The following is a 19325-nucleotide window of genomic DNA, read 5'->3' as shown; positions in this document are numbered from 1 at the left end:
GGCGCGGTCATGGGTGCTCTCTGGGAGAGCACCCGGTTTGACAGTTCTACATATGTACGGCGAGCAGCCCCCTAGGGGGCGACACGTGGCCGCCCCCTAGGGTAACTACCAGCTGGACTTGGTGATGCCGGGCAGCTCGCCCCGGTGCGCCATCTCACGGAAGCACACGCGGCAGAGCCCGAACTTGCGGTAGACGGCGCGGGGCCGGCCACAACGCGTGCAGCGGGTGTACGCCCGGACTTCGAACTTCTGCTTACGCCCTGCCTTGGCGATCAGCGACTTCTTCGCCATGATCAGGCCTCCTTGAAGGGGAACCCGAGGAGCTTCAGCAGCGCCCGGCCCTGGTCGTCGGTCTTCGCGGTGGTCACGACCGTGATGTCCATGCCCCGCGGCCGGTCGACCTTGTCCTGGTCGACCTCGTGGAACATGACCTGCTCGGTCAGACCGAACGTGTAGTTGCCGTTGCCGTCGAACTGCTTGGGCGACAGGCCACGGAAGTCCCTGATGCGGGGCAGCGCCAGCGACAGCAGCCTGTCGAGGAACTCCCACATCCGGTCGCCGCGGAGCGTGACGTGCGCGCCGATCGGCATGCCCTCGCGCAGCTTGAACTGGGCGATGGACTTGCGCGCCCGGACGACGGCCGGCTTCTGGCCGGTGATCACGGTGAGGTCGCGCACAGCGCCCTCGATGAGCTTCGAGTCGCGAGCCGCCTCGCCGACACCCATGTTGACCTTGATCTTCACCAGGCCGGGGATCTGCATGACGTTCTCGATGCCGAAGTCCTCGCGAAGCTTGGCCGCGATCTCCTCGCGGTACTTCGTCTTGAGGCGCGGCGTCGGACGCTCGGTCTCAGTGGTCGTGGCAGTCATCAGCTGTCCTCACCCGTCTCGTCGGCCTTGTCCTCGGCCTTCTTGTCGGCGGGCTTGTCCTCGCGCTTCTCGTCCTTGAGCTTCTTCACGTTGCTCACGTGGATGGGAGCCTCCATGGTCTGCACGCCGCCGGTCTTGGCGCCACGCGGGCCCTGGTGGGTCTCCTTGGTGTGCTTCTTGATCATGTTGACGCCCTCGACCACCACGCGGTCTTCCCGCGGGAGGGTGGCGATGACATGACCCTTGGCACCCTTGTCCTTGCCGGTGATGACCTGGACGAGGTCACCCTTCTTCACATGCAGCTTCGGCATTACAGCACCTCCGGCGCGAGCGAGATGATGCGCATGAACTTCTTGTCGCGCAGCTCACGGCCCACCGGGCCGAAGATACGGGTGCCGCGAGGGTCACCGCTGTCCTTGATGATGACGGCGGCGTTCTCGTCGAAGCGGATGTAGGAGCCGTCCGGCCGGCGGCGCTCCTTGGCCGTGCGGACGATGACGGCCTTGACCACGTCGCCCTTCTTGACGCCGGTGCTACCGGGCAGGGCATCCTTGACGGTGGCGACGATGACGTCGCCGATACCGGCGTAGCGTCGGCCCGAGCCACCGAGAACGCGGATGCAAAGAATCTCCTTGGCACCCGTGTTGTCGGCGACCTTGAGCCGCGACTCCTGCTGGATCACTGTTTTCTCCTGATTAGTCGCGCCGGTTCTCGTCGATGCCGAGCCTGGCGGAACCTCTATGGTCTTTTTCCTCCGGCCACAGCCCTGGAGCCGCACCGCAGGCGACGCGAGGCCGGAGCCTCGCGTCCTTGGACACCGTCATGGGGGCTTGGCGGCCCCCACGAGGCGCGTATATCCGAGAAGCCGTTAGGTTACTTGGCCTTCTCGAGGATCTCCACGACCCTCCACCGCTTGGTGGCGGAGAGGGGGCGGGTCTCCATCAGCAGCACGCGGTCGCCGACGCCACAGGCGTTGGCCTCGTCGTGCGCCTTGTACTTGGTCGTACGGCGGATGACCTTGCCGTACAGACGGTGCTTGACCCGGTCCTCGACGGCGACGACGACGGTCTTGTCCATCTTGTCGCTGACGACCAGGCCCTCACGGACCTTGCGGAAGTTCCGCGCGTCGTCGTTCGTCTCGGTGGTCTCTGTGGTCTCGGTCTCAGCCATCGCTCGTCTCCTTCTCGACCGTGATGATGCCAAGCTCGCGCTCGCGCATCACGGTGTAGATACGGGCGATCTCGCGGCGGACGGCGCGCAGCCGCCCGTGGCTCTCCAACTGTCCGGTCGCTGCCTGGAAGCGGAGGTTGAACAGCTCCTCCTTGGCTTCCTTGAGCTTCTGGACCAGGGTGTCCTCGTCCTCGACTCGCAGCTCGCCGGCGGTCAGGCCCTTAGCCATCACGCCTCACCAACTTCACGCTTAACGATCTTGCACTTCATGGGCAGCTTGTGGATCGCGCGAGTGAGTGCCTCGCGGGCAACCGACTCGGCGACACCGGAAAGCTCGAACATGACGCGACCCGGCTTGACGTTGGCGATCCACCACTCGGGCGAACCTTTACCGGAACCCATGCGGGTCTCAGCCGGCTTCTTGGTCAGCGGGCGGTCGGGGTAGATGTTGATCCACACCTTTCCACCACGCTTGATGTGACGGGTCATCGCAATACGAGCCGACTCGATCTGGCGGTTGGTCACGTAGGAGTGCTCAACAGCCTGGATGCCGAACTCGCCGAACACGACCCTGGTGCCACCCTTGGCGGCGCCACTGCGGTCGGGCCGGTGCTGCTTGCGGTGCTTGACCCTGCGCGGGATCAGCATGGTCAGCTCCCTTCAGCACCCGGCTGCGCAGCCGGGCCGGTCTCGGGGGCAGCCTGTGAGGCCGCCTCAGTCCTGGGGGCACGGTCGCCACGACCGCCACCGCGACGGGCGCCACCGGCGCCACCACGGCGCGGACGGTCGCCACCGCCACCGCCGCCACCGCGACGGTCGTCACGCTCGCGACGCTGGCCGGCACGTGCGCCGGCAGCCGCCGCCTCGCGCTCGGCGCGGCTCGTGGGCGCCTCGCCCTTGTAGATCCACACCTTCACGCCGATGCGGCCGAAGGTGGTGCGGGCCTCGTAGAAGCCGTAGTCGATGTCCGCGCGGAGCGTGTGCAGCGGCACGCGGCCCTCGCGGTAGAACTCCGACCTCGACATCTCGGCGCCGCCAAGACGACCGGAGCACTGCACCCGGATGCCCTTGGCGCCGCTCTTCATGGCCGACTGCATCGCCTTGCGCATGGCGCGGCGGAACGAGACACGGCTGGAGAGCTGCTCGGCGACACCCTGCGCGACGAGCTGGGCGTCGATCTCGGGGTTCTTCACCTCGAGGATGTTGAGCTGAACCTGCTTCTTGGTCAGCTTCTCCAGGTCGCCACGGATCCGGTCGGCCTCCGCGCCGCGACGGCCGATGACGATGCCCGGCCGGGCGGTGTGGATGTCGACCTGGACGCGGTCGGTCGTGCGCTCGATCTCCACCTTGGAGATACCGGCCCGCTCCATGCCCTTCTGCAGCATGCGACGGATCGACACGTCCTCGGCGACGTACGACTTGTACAGCTTGTCGGCGTACCACCGGCTCTTGAAGTCGGTCGTGATGCCGAGGCGGAACCCGTGCGGGTTAACCTTCTGGCCCACTATCGGGTCCTTCCCTTCGGCTCGCGGGACTCCACGATCACGGTGATGTGGCTCGTCCGCTTGTTGATCCGATAGGCACGACCCTGGGCACGCGGACGGAACCGCTTCAGCGTCGGGCCCTCGTCGACCCACGCCCGGCTCACGAAGAGCGTCTGGGGGTCGAGATCGAAGTTGTGCTCTGCGTTTGCCATGGCGCTCGAGAGCACCTTGTAGATCGGCTCGCTCGCCGACTGGGGAGCGAACTGCAGCACGGCCTGCGCCTCCGAAGCGGGCAGCCCGCGAATAAGGTCCACCACACGGCGGGCCTTGAGGGGCGTGACGCGGACGAACCGCGCCTGAGCCCTGGCTTCCATCGCTTACTCCTCTTAACTGCTTCTGAAGGCGTTTATCGCCGGCTGCGGCGGTCTTCCTTGACGTGGCTGCGGAAGGTGCGCGTCGGGGCGAACTCTCCCAGCTTGTGGCCGATCATCGACTCGGTGACGAACACCGGGACGTGCTTGCGGCCATCGTGTACGGCGATCGTGTGCCCGAGCATGTCAGGCACGATCATGGAGCGCCGCGACCACGTCTTGATAACGGTCTTGGTGCCCTTCTCGTTCTGGGCGTCCACCTTCTTGGCGAGGTGGCCGTCCACGAAGGGACCCTTCTTAAGGCTACGTGGCATATCGGCTGCTCCTACCGCTTCTTCCTCTTGCTCCGGCGGCGGATGATCAGCCGGTCGCTGGACTTGTTGGCCTGGCGGGTGCGGCCCTCGGGCTTGCCCTTCGGGTTCACCGGGTGGCGACCACCGGAGGTCTTACCCTCACCACCACCGTGCGGGTGGTCAACGGGGTTCATGGCGACACCACGGACGGTCGGGCGCTTGCCCTTCCACCGCATACGGCCGGCCTTGCCCCAGTTGATGTTGGCCTGCTCGGCGTTACCGACCTGACCCACCGACGCCCGGCAGCGCACGTCGACCATGCGCATTTCGCCGGACGGCATACGCAGCGTGGCGTACTGGCCTTCCTTGGCGAGCAGCTGGATCTGAGCGCCCGCGGAGCGGCCGAGCTTGGCGCCGCCGCCCGGACGGAGCTCCACCGCGTGGATGAAGGTACCCGTCGGGATGTTGCGCAGCGGCAGGCAGTTGCCCGGCTTGATGTCGGCCCCGGCGCCGTTCTCGATGCGGTCGCCCTGCTTGAGGCCGGTCGGCGCGATGATGTAGCGCTTCTCGCCGTCGGCGTAGTGCAGCAGAGCGATGTTGGCGGTGCGGTTGGGGTCGTACTCGATGTGAGCGACCTTCGCCGGGATGCCGTCCTTGTCATGCCTACGGAAGTCAATGATCCGGTAGGCGCGCTTGTGACCGCCGCCTTGGTGGCGCGCGGTGACCCGGCCGTGTACGTTGCGGCCGCCCTTGCCATGAAGGGGCGCAAGCAACGACTTCTCGGGCGTGCTGCGGGTGATCTCGGAGAAGTCCGAGACACTCGAGCCACGGCGACCCGGAGTCGTCGGCTTGTACTTACGGATGCCCATCTTTTTCGTTCATCCTTCGTCGGTTACATGGGTGAGCCCGCCGCACGGACGTGCGACGGTCTCGACCCCTGGCAGGCCGTACGGCCCGCCTACTTCTATGGCTGCTAGCCGATCTGACCGAAGATGTCGATCCGATCGCCCTCGACCAGGCTCACAATCGCGCGCTTGGTGTCGGGACGCTTGCCGAAACCGGTGCGGGTGCGCTTGCGCTTGCCCTGCCGGTTGATCGTGTTCACGCTGGTGACCTTGACCCCGAAGATCTGCTCGACGGCGATCTTGACCTGGGTCTTGTTCGCGGTCTTCTTCACCAGGAACGTGTACTTGTTGTTCTCATCGATCAGGCCGTAGCTCTTCTCAGAGACGACCGGCTTGATGATGACGTCGCGCGGGTCGGCGATCTTCTCCATCAGGCGTCTGCCCCTTCACTCGAATTGGCCGACCCTGCCGACAGCCGCGCCACGACCTGGTCGTACGCCTCCTGGGTGAAGACCACGTCGTCGTGGCAGAGCACGTCGTAGGTGTTGAGCTGCCCGGAGTCCAGCAGGTGGACCTCGGGAGCGTTGCGCAGGCTCAGCCAGGTCAGCTCGTCGGCCTCGTCGACGACGAGGAGGACGGTCCTGGACTGGGTGATCTTACGCAGGGCCTCGAGAGCCGCCTTGGTCTTCGGCGTCTCGCCGGTGACCAGGCCGCTCACCACGTGCACGCGACCGCCGCCGGCCCGGTCCGACAGGGCGCCACGCAGGGCGGCGACCTTCATCTTCTTGGGCGTCCGCTGCGAGTAGTCGCGCGGCACCGGGCCGTGGACGACGCCACCACCGGTGAACTGCGGCGCGCGGGTCGAGCCCTGACGGGCGCGACCGGTGCCCTTCTGGCGGTACGGCTTCTTGCCGCCGCCCCTGACCTCGCCACGGGTTTTGGCCTTGTGGGTGCCCTGCCGGCGAGCGGCGAGCTGGGCCACGACCACCTGGTGGATCAGCGGAATGTTGACCTTGGCGCCGAAGATGTCTTCGGGCAGGTCGACGGTGCCGGCCTTGCTACCGCTGGCGTCGAGGACGTCAATGCTGGTCACTTGGCAGCCCCCTTCTTAGCAGCGGTACGGACGAGGACCAGGCTGCCGTTGGCGCCGGGGATCGCACCCTTGATCAGGATGAGACCGTTCTCGACGTCGATGGCGTGAACCTTGAGGCTCTGCACGGTGGTGCGGACGTTACCCATCCGACCAGCCATGCGCAGACCCTTGAATACGCGGCCCGGGGTGGCGCAGCCACCGATGGAACCCGGCGAGCGGTGCTTGCGCTGCGTACCGTGCGACGCGCCCAGACCCTTGAAGCCGTGCCGCTTCATGACACCGGCGAAGCCCTTGCCCTTGCTCTTGCCCGTCACATCGACGAACTGGCCGGCCTCGAAGGTGTCGGCCAGCAGTTCCTGGCCCAGGGTGTAGTCGCTCGCGTCGTCGGTGCGGATCTCCGCGAAGTAACGGCGCGGGGTGATGTCGTGCTTACGCAGGTAGTCGCCGAGCGGCTTGTTGACCTTCCGCGGGTCGACCTGTCCGAAGCCGAGCTGAACGGCGGAATAGCCATCCTTGTCGGCGGTGCGGACCCTGGTCACCACGCACGGACCGGCCTCCACCACGGTCACCGGAACCATCCGGTTGTCCGCGTCGAAGACCTGGGTCATGCCGAGCTTCTTGCCCAGGACGCCCTTGATCGTCTTAGCCATGTCAGTGCGTTCCCTCAGAGCTTGATCGAAATGTCGACGCCCGCGGGGAGGTCGAGCCGCATGAGCGAGTCGACGGTCTTGGGCGTCGGGTCGATGATGTCAATCAGCCGCTTGTGCGTGCGCATCTCAAAGTGCTCGCGGCTGTCCTTGTACTTGTGCGGCGAGCGGATGACGCAGTACACGTTCTTCTCGGTCGGCAGCGGCACCGGGCCCGCGACCTTCGCGCCAGTCCGCGTCACCGTCTCGACGATCTTCTTGGCCGAGCTGTCGATGACCTCGTGGTCATAGGCCTTAAGCCGGATGCGGATCTTTTGTCCCGCCATAGTGGCCTCGGTGTCCTTCGCTGTCGTCTGAAAAAGTATCGTGCGGCCTGTTGCCGCTGTTCGTGCAGGACGAACCCGCACGGCCCCACGTGACAGACGTTGTCGATCTGCCGTTTTCTTCCGTGATCCGGCAGTTACTTCGGTCACTCCGAAGCCACTGCGAGATCACGGCTTTCCCGTGGAGCCTGAGGGCGGAAGCCGTAGGGACTCCTGCCCTCGTGGCGCGGCGGCCGGCCTTCTTCCGAGGGCCGACCGCCGCCCCGCGATCGTACTACTTGATGATCTTGACGACCCGGCCGGCGCCGACGGTGCGGCCACCCTCACGGATCGCGAACTTCAGACCGTCCTCCATGGCGATGGGCTGGATCAGCTCAACGCGCATTTCGGTGTTGTCGCCCGGCATGACCATCTCGGTGCCCTCGGGGAGGTGCACGACACCGGTCACGTCAGTCGTACGGAAGTAGAACTGCGGGCGGTAGTTGTTGAAGAACGGCGTGTGGCGGCCGCCCTCGTCCTTCGACAGGATGTAGACCTGGCCGTCGAACTCGGTGTGCGGGGTGGTCGTGCCCGGCTTGATGATGCACTGGCCGCGCTCGACGTCGTCGCGCTTGATACCACGGAGCAGCAGCGCGGCGTTGTCGCCCGCGTGACCCTCGTCGAGCATCTTGTTGAACATCTCGATGCTGGTGACGGTGGTGGTCGTCTTCTCCGGCTTGATGCCGATGATGTCGACCTGCTCGTTGATCTTGACGACACCGCGCTCGATACGGCCGGTGACGACCGTGCCACGACCGGTGATCGAGAAGACGTCCTCGACCGGCATGAGGAACGGCTTGTCCGTCTCACGGGGCGGCTCGGGCACGTTCTCGTCGACCGCGTTCATCAGCTCGATGATGCTGTCGGCCCACTTCGAGTCGCCCTCAAGAGCCTTGAGCGCGGAGACGCGGACGACCGGCAGGTCGTCGCCGGGGAACTCCTGAGCGGACAGGAGCTCACGGACCTCGAGCTCGACGAGCTCCAGGATCTCCTCGTCGTCGACCATGTCGGCCTTGTTGAGGGCCACGACGATGTAGGGGACGCCGACCTGGCGGGCCAGGAGGACGTGCTCCTTCGTCTGCGGCATCGGGCCGTCAGTGGCGGCGACCACGAGGATCGCACCGTCCATCTGCGCGGCACCGGTGATCATGTTCTTCACGTAGTCGGCGTGACCGGGGCAGTCCACGTGGGCGTAGTGGCGCTTCTCGGTCTGGTACTCGACGTGCGCGATGGAGATCGTAATTCCGCGGGCCTTCTCCTCGGGCGCCTTGTCGATCTTGTCGAACGGCGTCGCCTTGTTCAGCTCGGGGAAACGGTCGTGAAGCACCTTGGTGATCGCCGCGGTGAGCGTGGTCTTACCGTGGTCGATGTGCCCAATGGTGCCGATGTTCATGTGCGGCTTGTTCCGCTCGAACTTGGCCTTGCCCACTGGTTCTCTCCTTGAGAATCTGTCTGACTTTCGTCTACACACTCGGGCCCGGGTGATCCCGAACCCCTAGACGGTGGGGCGGCTCGCACCGCCCCACCAGAGGCCGAAGCCCCTTTACGGCTTGGCGAGGCCCAGCCGGGGGTCCCGGGACTATTCGCCCCGGGCCTTCGCGACGATCTCCTTGGCGATGCCCGGGGGCACCTCCGAGTAGGAGTCGAACTGCATGCTGTAGCTCGCGCGCCCCTGCGTCTTGCTACGCAGGTCGCCCACGTAGCCGAACATCTCAGAAAGCGGTACGAGCGCCGAAACGACACGGGCTCCCGCCCGCTCGTCCATCGCCTGGATCTGTCCGCGGCGACCGTTGAGGTCACCGATGACGTCACCCATGTAGTCCTCGGGCGTGGTGACCTCGACGGCCATCATCGGCTCGAGGAGTACAGCATCGGCCTTGCGAGCGGCCTCCTTGAAGGCCATCGAGCCGGCGATCTTGAAGGCCATTTCCGAGGAGTCGACGTCGTGCGCGGCACCGTCGATCAGCGTCACCTTCACGCCCACCATCGGGTAGCCGGCCAGCACGCCGAACTCGGCGGCCTCCTGAGCACCCGCGTCGACCGAGGGGATGTACTCCCTCGGGACACGGCCACCGGTGACCTTGTTCTCGAACTCGTAGCCGTCGTTGCCTTCGCCCAGCGGCTCGAGCTTGATGATGACCCGCGCGAACTGGCCGGACCCACCCGTCTGCTTCTTGTGGGTGTAGTCGACCTTGTCCACCGTGCGGCGGATGGTCTCGCGGTAGGCCACCTGCGGGCGGCCGACGTTGGCCTCGACTTTGAACTCGCGACGCATACGGTCGACGAGGATCTCCAGGTGAAGCTCGCCCATGCCCCAGATGACCGTCTGGCCGGTCTCCTCGTCACGACGGACCTGGAAGGACGGGTCCTCCTCGGCCAGCCGCTGGATCGCGGTCGACAGCTTCTCCTGGTCGCCCTTGGTCTTGGGCTCGATCGCGACGTTGATGACCGGAGCCGGGAACGTCATCGACTCGAGCACGACCTGGTTGGCCGGGTCGGACAGGGTGTCGCCGGTCGTGGTGTCCTTGAGACCCATGACGGCGACGATCTGACCGGCGGAGGCCACCGGGCGCTCCTCACGCTTGTTAGCGTGCATCTGGTAGATCTTGCCGATCCGCTCCTTCTTGCCCTTCACCGAGTTCACGACCTGTGAACCCGCCTCGAGCGTGCCGGAGTAGATGCGGATGTAGGTGATCTTGCCCAGGTGCGGGTCGCTCGCGATCTTGAAGGCCAGCGCGGAGAACGGCTCGGCCGGGTCCGCGTGACGTACGACGACCTTGTCCTCGTTGCCGACCGCGTGGCCCTCGAAGGCCGGGATGTCGGTCGGCGCGGGGAGGTAGGCGACCACCGCGTCGAGCAGGGGCTGCACGCCCTTGTTCTTGAACGCGGTGCCGGTGAGAACCGGGTTGATGGCGCTGGACAGCGTCGCGCGGCGGATGGCCGCGACCAGCTGCTCCTCGGTGGGCTCGATGGCCTCGAGGAAGAGCTCCATCATCTCGTCGTCGTTCTCGGCGACGGTCTCGACGAGCTTGTCACGCCACTCGCGAGCTGCCTCGGCGTGGTCGGCCGGGATGTCGACGACGTCGTACATCTCGCCCTTGGCCGCGTCCTCGCTCCAGAGCAGGCCCTTCATCTTCACCAGGTCGATGACGCCGCGGAAGCCGGCCTCGACGCCCCAGGGAAGCTGGATGACCGCGGGAGTCGCGGCAAGACGGGTGACCATCATGTCGACGCAGCGGTGGAACTCCGCGCCGACCCGGTCCATCTTGTTCACGAAGCAGATGCGGGGGACGTTGTAGCGGTCGGCCTGACGCCACACCGTCTCTGACTGCGGCTCGACGCCCGCGACACCGTCGAACACGGTGACCGCACCGTCGAGGACACGAAGGTTGCGCTCGACCTCGATGGTGAAGTCGACGTGGCCCGGGGTGTCGATCAGGTTGATCGTGTGACCGGCCCACTCGCAGGTCGTCGCGGCAGACGTGATCGTGATGCCACGCTCCTGCTCCTGCTCCATCCAGTCCATGGTGGCTGCGCCGTCGTGGACTTCACCGATCTTGTAGTTGATGCCGGTGTAGAACAGGATGCGCTCAGTCGTGGTGGTCTTACCCGCGTCAATATGGGCGATGATCCCGATGTTTCGGACCTTCGCCAGGTCAAGGGCGGTCGTTGCGGCCACTTCTCTCGCGTCCTCGTCGTCTCGTCGAACCCGCCGGGGTTACCAGCGGTAGTGGGCGAAGGCCTTGTTGGACTCGGCCATCTTGTGGGTGTCCTCGCGCTTCTTGACGCTCGCCCCGAGGCCGTTGCTGGCGTCGAGGAGCTCGTTCATGAGGCGCTCGGTCATGGTCTTCTCGCGGCGGGCGCGGGAGTACTGCACCAGCCAGCGCAGGGCCAGGGTCGTGCTGCGCGCGGCGCGCACCTCGACCGGCACCTGGTAGGTCGCGCCACCAACGCGACGGCTGCGGACCTCGAGGGTCGGCTTGACGTTGTCAAGCGCGCGCTTCAGGGTGACGACCGGGTCGTTGCCCGTCTTGTCCCTGCAGCCCTCAAGGGCGCCGTACACGATCGACTGCGCGATGGAACGCTTGCCGTCCAGGAGCACCTTGTTGATCAGAGCGGTGACCAGGGGCGAGCTGTAAACCGGGTCAGACATGAGCTGACGGCGGCCGGGAGAACCCTTGCGAGGCATAGTTAGCTCTTCTCCCTCTTCGCGCCGTACTTGCTGCGAGCCTGCTTGCGGTTGCGGACACCCTGGGTGTCCAGCGAACCGCGAATGATCTTGTAGCGGACACCCGGCAGGTCCTTCACACGACCGCCGCGCACGAGCACGATGGAGTGCTCCTGCAGGTTGTGGCCCACACCCGGGATGTACGCCGTGACCTCGATGCCGTTGGTGAGCCGCACACGGGCCACCTTGCGCAGTGCCGAGTTGGGCTTCTTGGGGGTCGTGGTGTAAACGCGCTGGCATACACCTCGCCGCTGCGGATTCGCCCTTAGGGCAGGAGTCTTGGTCTTGGCGACCTTGTCCTGCCGGCCCTTGCGGACCAACTGCTGAATAGTGGGCACTGCCACTCCGTTTCGTGCCTTGGCCGGTAATACGTCTGTTGTTCATTCGCAGGTTCTGCCGGTGTCATGACCTGCTGGTTTTCCCTGTCTCGGCGCCCCCGCGCTCGGGCGTGTCGCGCACTTCGCACAGACACATCCGAGGGGACTTCGAGCCAGGAAGCCGTCCGACGCTCCCAAATATGAGCGCACAGCCGAGAGCCCGCTAACGACGGGCACGATGCTCTAGACTACCCAGGCCCACGCGACACGTCAAAGCAGCGCGACAAAGCGGACTCGCTTCTGTCACTACTGCTGGTCGCTGGGCCTCTTCGATGCATGCCCGGCTACTGCTCCGCGCCTATTGTATCCGGCCCGCGGAGTATTTGGTCGCGCTTCACCAGGATGACTCGCGCGGCAGACCACACGGCCATGCGGGCGCTGGATGGACATACTGGGCATCAACCTGGCGAGGTAGCCCCGGCTACCCTCCGACCACCCAGGCGGCCCACAGCGCGCACGTAGCGGCGCCCAGCCCCGTAAACCGGAGGAGCGTGCCCCTGGAGGGAGCCCGGCCCTGTATGGCGGGTGGGGCCCACCGGGCCGGCCGTAACGACAAAACAAAACACCGCGCCCGGATCACCAAGACCCGGACGCGGTGCTTCGAAGAGCTGACTAGCGGTTGTACTGACCGAAGTCGTACTCCTCCAGCGGAACGGCCTCGCCGCTACCGGTGCCGAAGGTGTAGTCCGCCGCGGAACCGTCGTATCCACCAACGGTGTACATGGCCGCCTTGGCCTCTTCGGTCGGCTCGACCCGGATGTTGCGGTACTGGGGCATGCCCGTACCGGCCGGGATGAGCTTACCGATGATGACGTTCTCCTTCAGGCCCAGGAGCGAGTCGGACTTGGCGTGGATCGCCGCGTCCGTCAGGACCCTGGTCGTCTCCTGGAAGGAGGCCGCCGACAGCCACGACTCGGTGGCGAGCGACGCCTTCGTGATGCCCATGAGCACCGGACGACCGGCGGCCGGAGAGCCGCCCTCCGCCACCGTCTCGCGGTTCATCTGCTCGAAGCGCGGACGCTCGACGAGCTCGCCGGGCAGCAGGTCGGTCTCGCCGGACTCCAGCACGTTCACGCGCTTGAGCATCTGCCGCACGATGATCTCGATGTGCTTGTCGTGGATCGACACACCCTGCGAGCGGTAGACCTGCTGGACCTCCGCCACCAGGTGCAGCTGCACGGCCCGCGGGCCGAGGATGCGCAGCACCTCGTTGGGGTTGACCGCACCGGCGACCAGCTGCTGGCCGACCGTCACGCGCATGCCGTCGGAGACGAGCAGGCGCGAACGCATCGAGACCGGGTAGGCGATCTCCTCCGAGCCGTCGTCCGGAGTGATGACGAGCTTGCGGGACTTGTCGGTCTCGTCGATGCGGACCCTGCCCTCGGCCTCGGAGATCGGGGCGACACCCTTGGGGATGCGCGCCTCGAAGAGCTCCTGGACACGGGGCAGACCGTGGGTGATGTCCGCGCCCGCCACACCACCGGTGTGGAAGGTACGCATCGTCAGCTGCGTGCCCGGCTCACCGATCGACTGGGCGGCGATGATGCCGACCGCCTCGCCGACGTCGACGAGCTTGCCGGTCGCCAGCGAGCGGCCGTAGCAGGTCGCGCAGACGCCGATCTTGGCCTCGCAGACGAGCGCGCTGCGCGTGCGGACGGTCTCGATGCCGGCCTCGACCAGCGCGGTGACGTGGTTGTCGTTGATGTCGACACCCGCCGCCACGATGACCTTGCCGTCGACCTCGACGTCCTCGGCCAGGATGCGGCCGTGCACGTTGGACTCGGCGTTCTCCGCCTTGACCAGGTTGCCCGAGGAGTCCCGCTCGCCGACGTGCAGCGGGACCGCGCGGTCGGTGCCGCAGTCGATCTCACGCACGATGACGTCCTGCGCGACGTCCACCAGACGACGGGTCAGGTAACCCGAGTCGGCGGTACGCAGGGCGGTGTCGGCCAGACCCTTCCGCTGTCCGTGGGTGGAGATGAAGTACTCCAGCACCGACAGGCCCTCGCGGAACGAGGCCTTGATCGGACGCGGGATCGTCTCACCCTTGGTGTTGGACACCAGGCCACGGATGCCGGCGATCTGACGCACCTGCATCTTGTTGCCTCGGGCACCGGAGTTGACCATCATCCAGACCGGGTTGGTCGCCGGGAAGGCGTTGACCATGTCGGTCTCGACGTCGGCCGTGGCGTGCGTCCAGATCTCGATGAGCTCCTGACGGCGCTCCTCGTCGGTGATCAGGCCGCGCTCGTACTCGCGCTGGACCTTGTCGGCCCGGCGCTCGTAGTTCTCCATGATGTCGGCCTTGTTCGGCGGCGCGACGACGTCGTCGATCGAGATCGTGACGCCGGAACGGGTCGCCCAGCGGAAGCCGGCGTCCTTGAGCGCGTCGAGCGAGTTGGCCACGTCGACCTTGGGGTAGGTCTCGGCCAGCTCGTTCACGATCGTGGACAGCTGCTTCTTGCCGACCTGGAAGTTGACGAACGGGTAGCTCGCCGGGAGCGTCTGGTTGAACAGGCACCGGCCGAACGTCGTCTCCAGGCGGATCGGGTCACCCTGCTCCCAGCCCTCCGGCGCGACCCACTCACGGGGCGGCAGGACGTCCTTGAGCCTGATCTGGATCTTCGCCTGAATCTCCAGCTCGTGGCGGTCGAAGGCCATCTGGGCCTCGGCGATCGAGCCGAAGACCCGGCCCTCGCCGTTGGCGCCGTCCTTGTGGGTGGTCAGCCAGTAGAGGCCGATGACCATGTCCTGGGTGGGCATCGTCACGGGCTTGCCGTCGGCCGGCTTGAGGATGTTGTTGGTCGAGAGCATCAGGATGCGTGCCTCGGCCTGGGCCTCAGCCGACAGCGGCAGGTGCACGGCCATCTGGTCGCCGTCGAAGTCCGCGTTGAACGCGGTGCAGACGAGCGGGTGGATCTGGATGGCCTTGCCCTCGACCAGCTGCGGCTCGAACGCCTGGATGCCCAGGCGGTGGAGCGTCGGAGCACGGTTGAGCAGCACGGGGTGCTCGGTGATGACCTCTTCGAGCACGTCCCACACGACCGGACGCGCCCGCTCGACCATCCGCTTGGCCGACTTGATGTTCTGGGCGTGGTTGAGATCGACCAGCCTCTTCATCACGAACGGCTTGAACAGCTCCAGCGCCATCTGCTTGGGCAGACCGCACTGGTGCAGCTTGAGCTGCGGGCCGACGACGATGACCGAACGGCCGGAGTAGTCGACTCGCTTGCCCAGCAGGTTCTGGCGGAAGCGGCCCTGCTTGCCCTTCAGCATGTCGCTGAGGGACTTGAGCGGACGGTTACCGGGACCGGTGACCGGGCGACCGCGACGGCCGTTGTCGAACAGCGCGTCGACGGCCTCCTGGAGCATCCGCTTCTCGTTGTTCACGATGATCTCGGGGGCACCGAGGTCGAGCAGACGCTTGAGGCGGTTGTTCCGGTTGATGACCCGGCGGTACAGGTCGTTCAGGTCGGAGGTCGCGAACCGGCCACCGTCGAGCTGCACCATCGGGCGCAGGTCCGGCGGGATGACCGGAATGCAGTCGAGCACCATGCCGCGCGGCGAGTTGGTGGTGTTGAGGAACGCCGACACGACCTTGAGCCGCTTGAGCGCGCGGGCCTTCTTCTGGCCCTTGCCGCTGCGGATCGTCTCGCGCAGGTTCTCAGACTCGACGTCGAGGTCGAAGCTGATCAGACGGTCCTGGATCGCCTGCGCGCCCATGCCGCCCTTGAAGTAGCGGCCGAAGCGGTCGCGCATCTCGCGGTAGAGCAGCTCGTCGCCCTCAAGGTCCTGGACCTTGAGGTTCTTGAAGCGGCTCCAGACCTCGTCGAGCCGGTCCAGCTCGCGCTGGGCCCGGTCGCGAAGCTGACGCATCTCGCGCTCGGCGCCCTCGCGAACCTTGCGGCGCTGGTCGCCCTTGGCGCCCGCGGCCTCCAGCTCGCCCAGGTCGCCTTCGAGCTTCTTCTGCCTGGCCTCGACGTCGGCGTCACGGCGCTGCTCGATGTGCTGCCGCTCGACGGAGATCTTCGCCTCCAGCGAGGGCAGGTCACGCTCACGCATCTCGGTGTCGACATGCGTGATCATGTACGCCGCGAAGTAGATGACCTTCTCCAGGTCCTTCGGGGCGAGGTCGAGCAGGTAGCCAAGGCGAGACGGGACGCCCTTGAAGTACCAGATGTGCGTGACGGGCGCGGCCAGCTCGATGTGGCCCATCCGCTCACGACGCACCTTGGCGCGAGTTACCTCGACGCCACAGCGCTCACAGATGATGCCCTTGAACCGGACGCGCTTGTACTTGCCGCAGTAGCACTCCCAGTCGCGGGTCGGACCGAAGATCTTCTCGCAGAAGAGCCCGTCCTTTTCCGGCTTGAGGGTGCGGTAGTTGATGGTCTCTGGCTTCTTTACCTCGCCGTGCGACCACTGACGGATGTCGTCGGCCGTCGCGAGGCCGATCCTGAGCTCGTCGAAGAAGTTGACGTCTAGCATTTTGTGCGATCTCCCCCTCAGACTTCTTCCACGCTGCTCGGCTCACGCCGGGACAGATCGATGCCGAGCTCTTCCGCGGCGCGGAAGACGTCCTCGTCGGTGTCGCGCATCTCGATGGACATGCCGTCGCTGGAGAGCACCTCGACGTTCAGGCACAGCGACTGCATTTCCTTGATGAGGACCTTGAAGGACTCGGGGATTCCCGGCTCGGGGATGTTCTCGCCCTTGACGATCGCCTCGTAGACCTTCACGCGGCCCAGGACGTCGTCGGACTTGATCGTCAGCAGCTCCTGAAGGGCGTAGGCGGCGCCATAGGCCTCCAGAGCCCACACCTCCATCTCACCGAAGCGCTGGCCACCGAACTGGGCCTTACCGCCGAGCGGCTGCTGGGTGATCATGGAGTACGGGCCGGTCGAACGTGCGTGGATCTTGTCGTCGACCAGGTGGAGCAGCTTGAGGATGTAGATGTAGCCGACCGAGATCGGGTACGGGAACGGCTCGCCGGAGCGGCCGTCGAACAGTTTGGCCTTACCGCTCTGCTGGACCATGCGGTCCCCGTCGCGGTTGGCGATGGTGTTGTCGAGCAGGCCGACGATCTCTTCCTCGTGGGCGCCGTCGAAGACCGGGGTGGCCATGTTGGTGCGCGGGGCCACCTTCTCGAAGCCCTTGTCACGTAGCCGTTCGGCCCAGGCCTCCTGGACGCCGGAGATGTCCCAGCCGCGGGCGGCGATCCAGCCCAGGTGGGTCTCCAGCACCTGGCCGACGTTCATCCGGCCGGGCACGCCCAGCGGGTTGAGGATGATGTCGACCGGGGTGCCGTCCTCCAGGAACGGCATGTCCTCCACGGGCAGGATCTTGGAGATGACGCCCTTGTTGCCGTGCCGGCCGGCCAGCTTGTCGCCGTCGGTGATCTTCCGCTTCTGGGCCACGTACACGCGGACCAGTTCGTTGACACCGGGCGGAAGCTCGTCGCCTTCCTCACGGGAGAAGACGCGGACGCCGATGACCTTGCCCTGCTCGCCGTGCGGCACCTTCAGCGAGGTGTCGCGAACTTCGCGGGCCTTCTCACCGAAGATCGCGCGCAGCAGCCGCTCCTCCGGGGTCAGCTCGGTCTCGCCCTTCGGGGTGACCTTGCCGACCAGGATGTCGCCGGGTACGACCTCGGCGCCGATGCGGATGATGCCGCGCTCATCGAGGTCGGCCAGGACCTCTTCGGAGACGTTCGGGATGTCCCGGGTGATCTCCTCCGGGCCCAGCTTGGTGTCGCGGGCGTCGACCTCGTGCTCCTCGATGTGAATCGAGGACAGGACGTCGTCCTGGACCAGCCGCTGGGACAGGATGATCGCGTCTTCGTAGTTGTGACCCTCCCATGGCATGAACGCCACGAGCAGGTTCTTGCCGAGGGCCATCTCACCGCTGTCGGTGCACGGGCCGTCGGCGATGACCTGGTTGACCTCGACCCGGTCGCCTTCGGCCACGATCGGCTTCTGGTTGAACGAAGTGCCCTGGTTGGAACGCTTGAACTTGGCGACACGGTAAGTCGTACGGGTGCCGTCGTCGTTCATCACGGTGACGTAGTCGGCCGAGACCTCCTCGACCACACCCGCCTTCTCGGCGCTGATGACGTCGCCCGCGTCGGTCGCGGCACGGTATTCCATGCCGGTGCCGACCAGCGGCGCCTCGCTCTTGAGCAGCGGCACGGACTGCCTCTGCATGTTGGAGCCCATGAGCGCGCGGTTGGCGTCGTCGTGCTCCAGGAACGGGATCATCGCCGTGGCGACCGACACCATCTGGCGCGGCGACACGTCGATGTAGTCGACCTCGTCGGCCCGCGCCAGCTCGGTCTCGCCACCCTTGGTACGGACCAGGACCCGCGCGTCGGCGAACGTGCCGTCAGGGTTGAGGATCGTGTTGGCCTGCGCCTTGACGAAACGGTCTTCCTCATCGGCGGTCAGGTAGTCGATCTGCTCGGTCACCTTGCCGTCGACGACCTTGCGATACGGCGTCTCGACGAACCCGAAGGCGTTGATCCGGCCATAAGAGGCCAGCGAACCGATCAGGCCGATGTTCGGGCCTTCCGGCGTCTCGATCGGGCACATCCGGCCGTAGTGCGACGGGTGCACGTCACGAACCTCGAAACCGGCCCGCTCACGCGACAGACCACCAGGACCCAGCGCGGACAGACGCCTCTTGTGCGTCAAGCCGGCCAGCGGGTTGGTCTGGTCCATGAACTGCGACAGCTGCGAGGTGCCGAAGAACTCCTTGATCGACGCCACGACCGGGCGGATGTTGATCAGGGTCTGCGGCGTGATCGCCTCGACGTCCTGGGTCGTCATCCGCTCGCGCACGACGCGCTCCATGCGGGCCAGGCCCAGGCGGACCTGGTTCTGGATGAGCTCGCCGACGCTGCGCAGGCGGCGGTTGCCGAAGTGGTCGATGTCGTCGACCTCGACGATCACGGTGTCGATCGGCGCCTCGGCGGCGGCCGGCATCGACTCCTCGCCGGCGTGCAGCCGGACGATGTACTCGATCGTGGCGACGACGTCCTCTTCGGTCAGCGTCCCCTGGCTGATCTCACTGCCGACCCCGAGCTTCTTGTTGATCTTGTAACGACCGACCTTGGCCAGGTCGTACCGCTTGGGGTTGAAGTACAGGTTCTCCAGCAGGGTCTGCGCCGACTCCTTGGTCGGCGGCTCACCCGGACGCAGCTTGCGGTAGATGTCCAGCAGCGCGTCGTCCTGGCCGGCCGTGTGGTCCTTCTCCAGCGTGGCGCGCATCGACTCGTACTGGCCGAACCGCTCCAGAATCGCCTCGCTGGTCCAGCCCAGTGCCTTGAGAAGCACGGTGACGGCCTGCTTGCGCTTACGGTCGATACGGACACCGACGCTGTCGCGCTTGTCGATCTCGAACTCCAGCCAGGCACCCCGAGACGGGATGACCTTGCAGCCGTACAAGTCCTTGTCCGAGGTCTTGTCGACATTGCGTTCGAAGTACACGCCCGGCGAGCGGACGAGCTGCGAGACGACGACACGTTCGGTGCCGTTGATGATGAAGGTGCCCTTGGGCGTCATGAGCGGGAAATCGCCCATGAACACCGT

At 66.0% G+C, this 19325-nt stretch carries 21 protein-coding genes; all 21 read right to left on the bottom strand.

All coding sequences use genetic code 11. The features are described from left to right. Positions 1-105: 105 nt before the first annotated feature. Complete coding sequence (locus AB0C30_RS24660) at positions 106-291, bottom strand: type Z 30S ribosomal protein S14 (protein ID WP_090769707.1); 186 nt, start codon at positions 289-291, stop codon at positions 106-108. Between the two features lie 2 nt (positions 292-293). Beyond that, positions 294-869: a 50S ribosomal protein L5 gene (rplE, locus tag AB0C30_RS24655; protein ID WP_225293940.1), complete on the bottom strand. Its 576-nt coding sequence runs from the start codon at positions 867-869 to the stop codon at positions 294-296. After that, positions 869-1171, bottom strand: a complete 303-nt coding sequence (rplX, locus tag AB0C30_RS24650; protein ID WP_225293984.1) for a 50S ribosomal protein L24 — start codon at positions 1169-1171, stop codon at positions 869-871. The genes rplE and rplX overlap by 1 nt, the downstream gene beginning before the upstream one ends. 8 nt (positions 1172-1179) lie before the next feature. Continuing rightward, positions 1180-1551 carry a 50S ribosomal protein L14 gene (gene rplN, locus AB0C30_RS24645; RefSeq protein ID WP_225293942.1) on the bottom strand — a complete coding sequence of 124 codons (372 nt, stop codon included), beginning with the start codon at positions 1549-1551 and terminating at the stop codon, positions 1180-1182. Positions 1552-1742: 191 nt separating this feature from the next. Then, a complete protein-coding gene (gene rpsQ / locus AB0C30_RS24640; protein ID WP_219539595.1) occupies positions 1743-2039 on the bottom strand; it encodes a 30S ribosomal protein S17 in 297 nt (98 codons plus the stop codon). After that, positions 2032-2268 (bottom strand): 50S ribosomal protein L29, encoded by a 237-nt coding sequence (rpmC, locus tag AB0C30_RS24635; protein ID WP_214633180.1) that lies wholly within the window; start codon positions 2266-2268, stop codon positions 2032-2034. Before rpmC ends, rpsQ begins: the two co-directional genes overlap by 8 nt. Further along, on the bottom strand, positions 2268-2687 hold the full coding sequence (gene rplP / locus AB0C30_RS24630; protein WP_219539596.1) for a 50S ribosomal protein L16: 420 nt from the start codon (positions 2685-2687) through the stop codon (positions 2268-2270). The genes rpmC and rplP overlap by 1 nt, the downstream gene beginning before the upstream one ends. A gap of 2 nt (positions 2688-2689) precedes the next feature. Continuing rightward, positions 2690-3544: a 30S ribosomal protein S3 gene (rpsC, locus tag AB0C30_RS24625; protein WP_357948170.1), complete on the bottom strand. Its 855-nt coding sequence runs from the start codon at positions 3542-3544 to the stop codon at positions 2690-2692. Next, positions 3544-3897, bottom strand: a complete 354-nt coding sequence (gene rplV, locus AB0C30_RS24620; protein WP_219539598.1) for a 50S ribosomal protein L22 — start codon at positions 3895-3897, stop codon at positions 3544-3546. Before rplV ends, rpsC begins: the two co-directional genes overlap by 1 nt. 32 nt (positions 3898-3929) lie before the next feature. Continuing rightward, the gene (rpsS, locus tag AB0C30_RS24615) at positions 3930-4208 is read right to left on the bottom strand and encodes a 30S ribosomal protein S19 (RefSeq protein WP_225293946.1); all 279 of its coding nucleotides are present in this window, start codon (positions 4206-4208) and stop codon (positions 3930-3932) included. A gap of 11 nt (positions 4209-4219) precedes the next feature. Beyond that, positions 4220-5056, bottom strand: coding sequence for a 50S ribosomal protein L2 (gene rplB / locus AB0C30_RS24610; protein WP_225293948.1), 837 nt, complete (start codon positions 5054-5056; stop codon positions 4220-4222). A 104-nt stretch (positions 5057-5160) separates the two neighbouring features. Continuing rightward, positions 5161-5463, bottom strand: a complete 303-nt coding sequence (gene rplW, locus AB0C30_RS24605; protein WP_221519391.1) for a 50S ribosomal protein L23 — start codon at positions 5461-5463, stop codon at positions 5161-5163. After that, positions 5463-6125, bottom strand: coding sequence for a 50S ribosomal protein L4 (rplD, locus tag AB0C30_RS24600; protein WP_357948166.1), 663 nt, complete (start codon positions 6123-6125; stop codon positions 5463-5465). Before rplD ends, rplW begins: the two co-directional genes overlap by 1 nt. Beyond that, positions 6122-6775 (bottom strand): 50S ribosomal protein L3, encoded by a 654-nt coding sequence (rplC, locus tag AB0C30_RS24595; protein ID WP_225293952.1) that lies wholly within the window; start codon positions 6773-6775, stop codon positions 6122-6124. Before rplC ends, rplD begins: the two co-directional genes overlap by 4 nt. A gap of 14 nt (positions 6776-6789) precedes the next feature. Further along, the gene (rpsJ, locus tag AB0C30_RS24590) at positions 6790-7098 is read right to left on the bottom strand and encodes a 30S ribosomal protein S10 (RefSeq protein WP_012887830.1); all 309 of its coding nucleotides are present in this window, start codon (positions 7096-7098) and stop codon (positions 6790-6792) included. 271 nt (positions 7099-7369) lie between these two features. Next, the gene (gene tuf, locus AB0C30_RS24585) at positions 7370-8563 is read right to left on the bottom strand and encodes an elongation factor Tu (RefSeq protein WP_225293953.1); all 1194 of its coding nucleotides are present in this window, start codon (positions 8561-8563) and stop codon (positions 7370-7372) included. A 150-nt stretch (positions 8564-8713) separates the two neighbouring features. Continuing rightward, complete coding sequence (gene fusA / locus AB0C30_RS24580) at positions 8714-10813, bottom strand: elongation factor G (RefSeq protein ID WP_357948162.1); 2100 nt, start codon at positions 10811-10813, stop codon at positions 8714-8716. Between the two features lie 39 nt (positions 10814-10852). Further along, positions 10853-11323 carry a 30S ribosomal protein S7 gene (gene rpsG / locus AB0C30_RS24575; protein WP_138670613.1) on the bottom strand — a complete coding sequence of 157 codons (471 nt, stop codon included), beginning with the start codon at positions 11321-11323 and terminating at the stop codon, positions 10853-10855. Positions 11324-11325: 2 nt separating this feature from the next. Next, entirely contained in the window at positions 11326-11700 is a 375-nt protein-coding gene (gene rpsL / locus AB0C30_RS24570; protein ID WP_214633169.1) for a 30S ribosomal protein S12, read from the bottom strand. Positions 11701-12351: 651 nt separating this feature from the next. Further along, positions 12352-16227: a DNA-directed RNA polymerase subunit beta' gene (locus tag AB0C30_RS24565; RefSeq protein WP_357948159.1), complete on the bottom strand. Its 3876-nt coding sequence runs from the start codon at positions 16225-16227 to the stop codon at positions 12352-12354. A 17-nt stretch (positions 16228-16244) separates the two neighbouring features. Further along, positions 16245-19325, bottom strand: a 3081-nt coding sequence (gene rpoB / locus AB0C30_RS24560) for a DNA-directed RNA polymerase subunit beta (protein ID WP_357948156.1), incomplete at its 5' end; no start/stop codon positions are given.

The organism is Nonomuraea sp. NPDC048901 (assembly GCF_040649695.1).
GTDB lineage: Bacteria > Actinomycetota > Actinomycetes > Streptosporangiales > Streptosporangiaceae > Nonomuraea.
This window is presented reverse-complemented; position numbering and strand designations above follow the sequence as displayed.

Bases quoted from the DNA above. Each gene is read 5' to 3' on its own strand.
- rplV (WP_219539598.1), bottom strand. From the start codon at position 3,897: ATGGAAGCCAGGGCTCAGGCGCGGTTCGTCCGCGTCACGCCCCTCAAG.
- AB0C30_RS24565 (WP_357948159.1), bottom strand. From the start codon at position 16,227: ATGCTAGACGTCAACTTCTTCGACGAGCTCAGGATCGGCCTCGCGACG.
- rplE (WP_225293940.1), bottom strand. From the start codon at position 869: ATGACTGCCACGACCACTGAGACCGAGCGTCCGACGCCGCGCCTCAAG.
- rplW (WP_221519391.1), bottom strand. From the start codon at position 5,463: ATGGAGAAGATCGCCGACCCGCGCGACGTCATCATCAAGCCGGTCGTC.
- AB0C30_RS24660 (WP_090769707.1), bottom strand. From the start codon at position 291: ATGGCGAAGAAGTCGCTGATCGCCAAGGCAGGGCGTAAGCAGAAGTTC.
- rpsG (WP_138670613.1), bottom strand. From the start codon at position 11,323: ATGCCTCGCAAGGGTTCTCCCGGCCGCCGTCAGCTCATGTCTGACCCG.
- rplC (WP_225293952.1), bottom strand. From the start codon at position 6,775: ATGGCTAAGACGATCAAGGGCGTCCTGGGCAAGAAGCTCGGCATGACC.
- rpmC (WP_214633180.1), bottom strand. From the start codon at position 2,268: ATGGCTAAGGGCCTGACCGCCGGCGAGCTGCGAGTCGAGGACGAGGAC.
- rplP (WP_219539596.1), bottom strand. From the start codon at position 2,687: ATGCTGATCCCGCGCAGGGTCAAGCACCGCAAGCAGCACCGGCCCGAC.
- rpsJ (WP_012887830.1), bottom strand. From the start codon at position 7,098: ATGGCGGGACAAAAGATCCGCATCCGGCTTAAGGCCTATGACCACGAG.
- rpsS (WP_225293946.1), bottom strand. From the start codon at position 4,208: ATGCCACGTAGCCTTAAGAAGGGTCCCTTCGTGGACGGCCACCTCGCC.
- rpsQ (WP_219539595.1), bottom strand. From the start codon at position 2,039: ATGGCTGAGACCGAGACCACAGAGACCACCGAGACGAACGACGACGCG.
- rplB (WP_225293948.1), bottom strand. From the start codon at position 5,056: ATGGGCATCCGTAAGTACAAGCCGACGACTCCGGGTCGCCGTGGCTCG.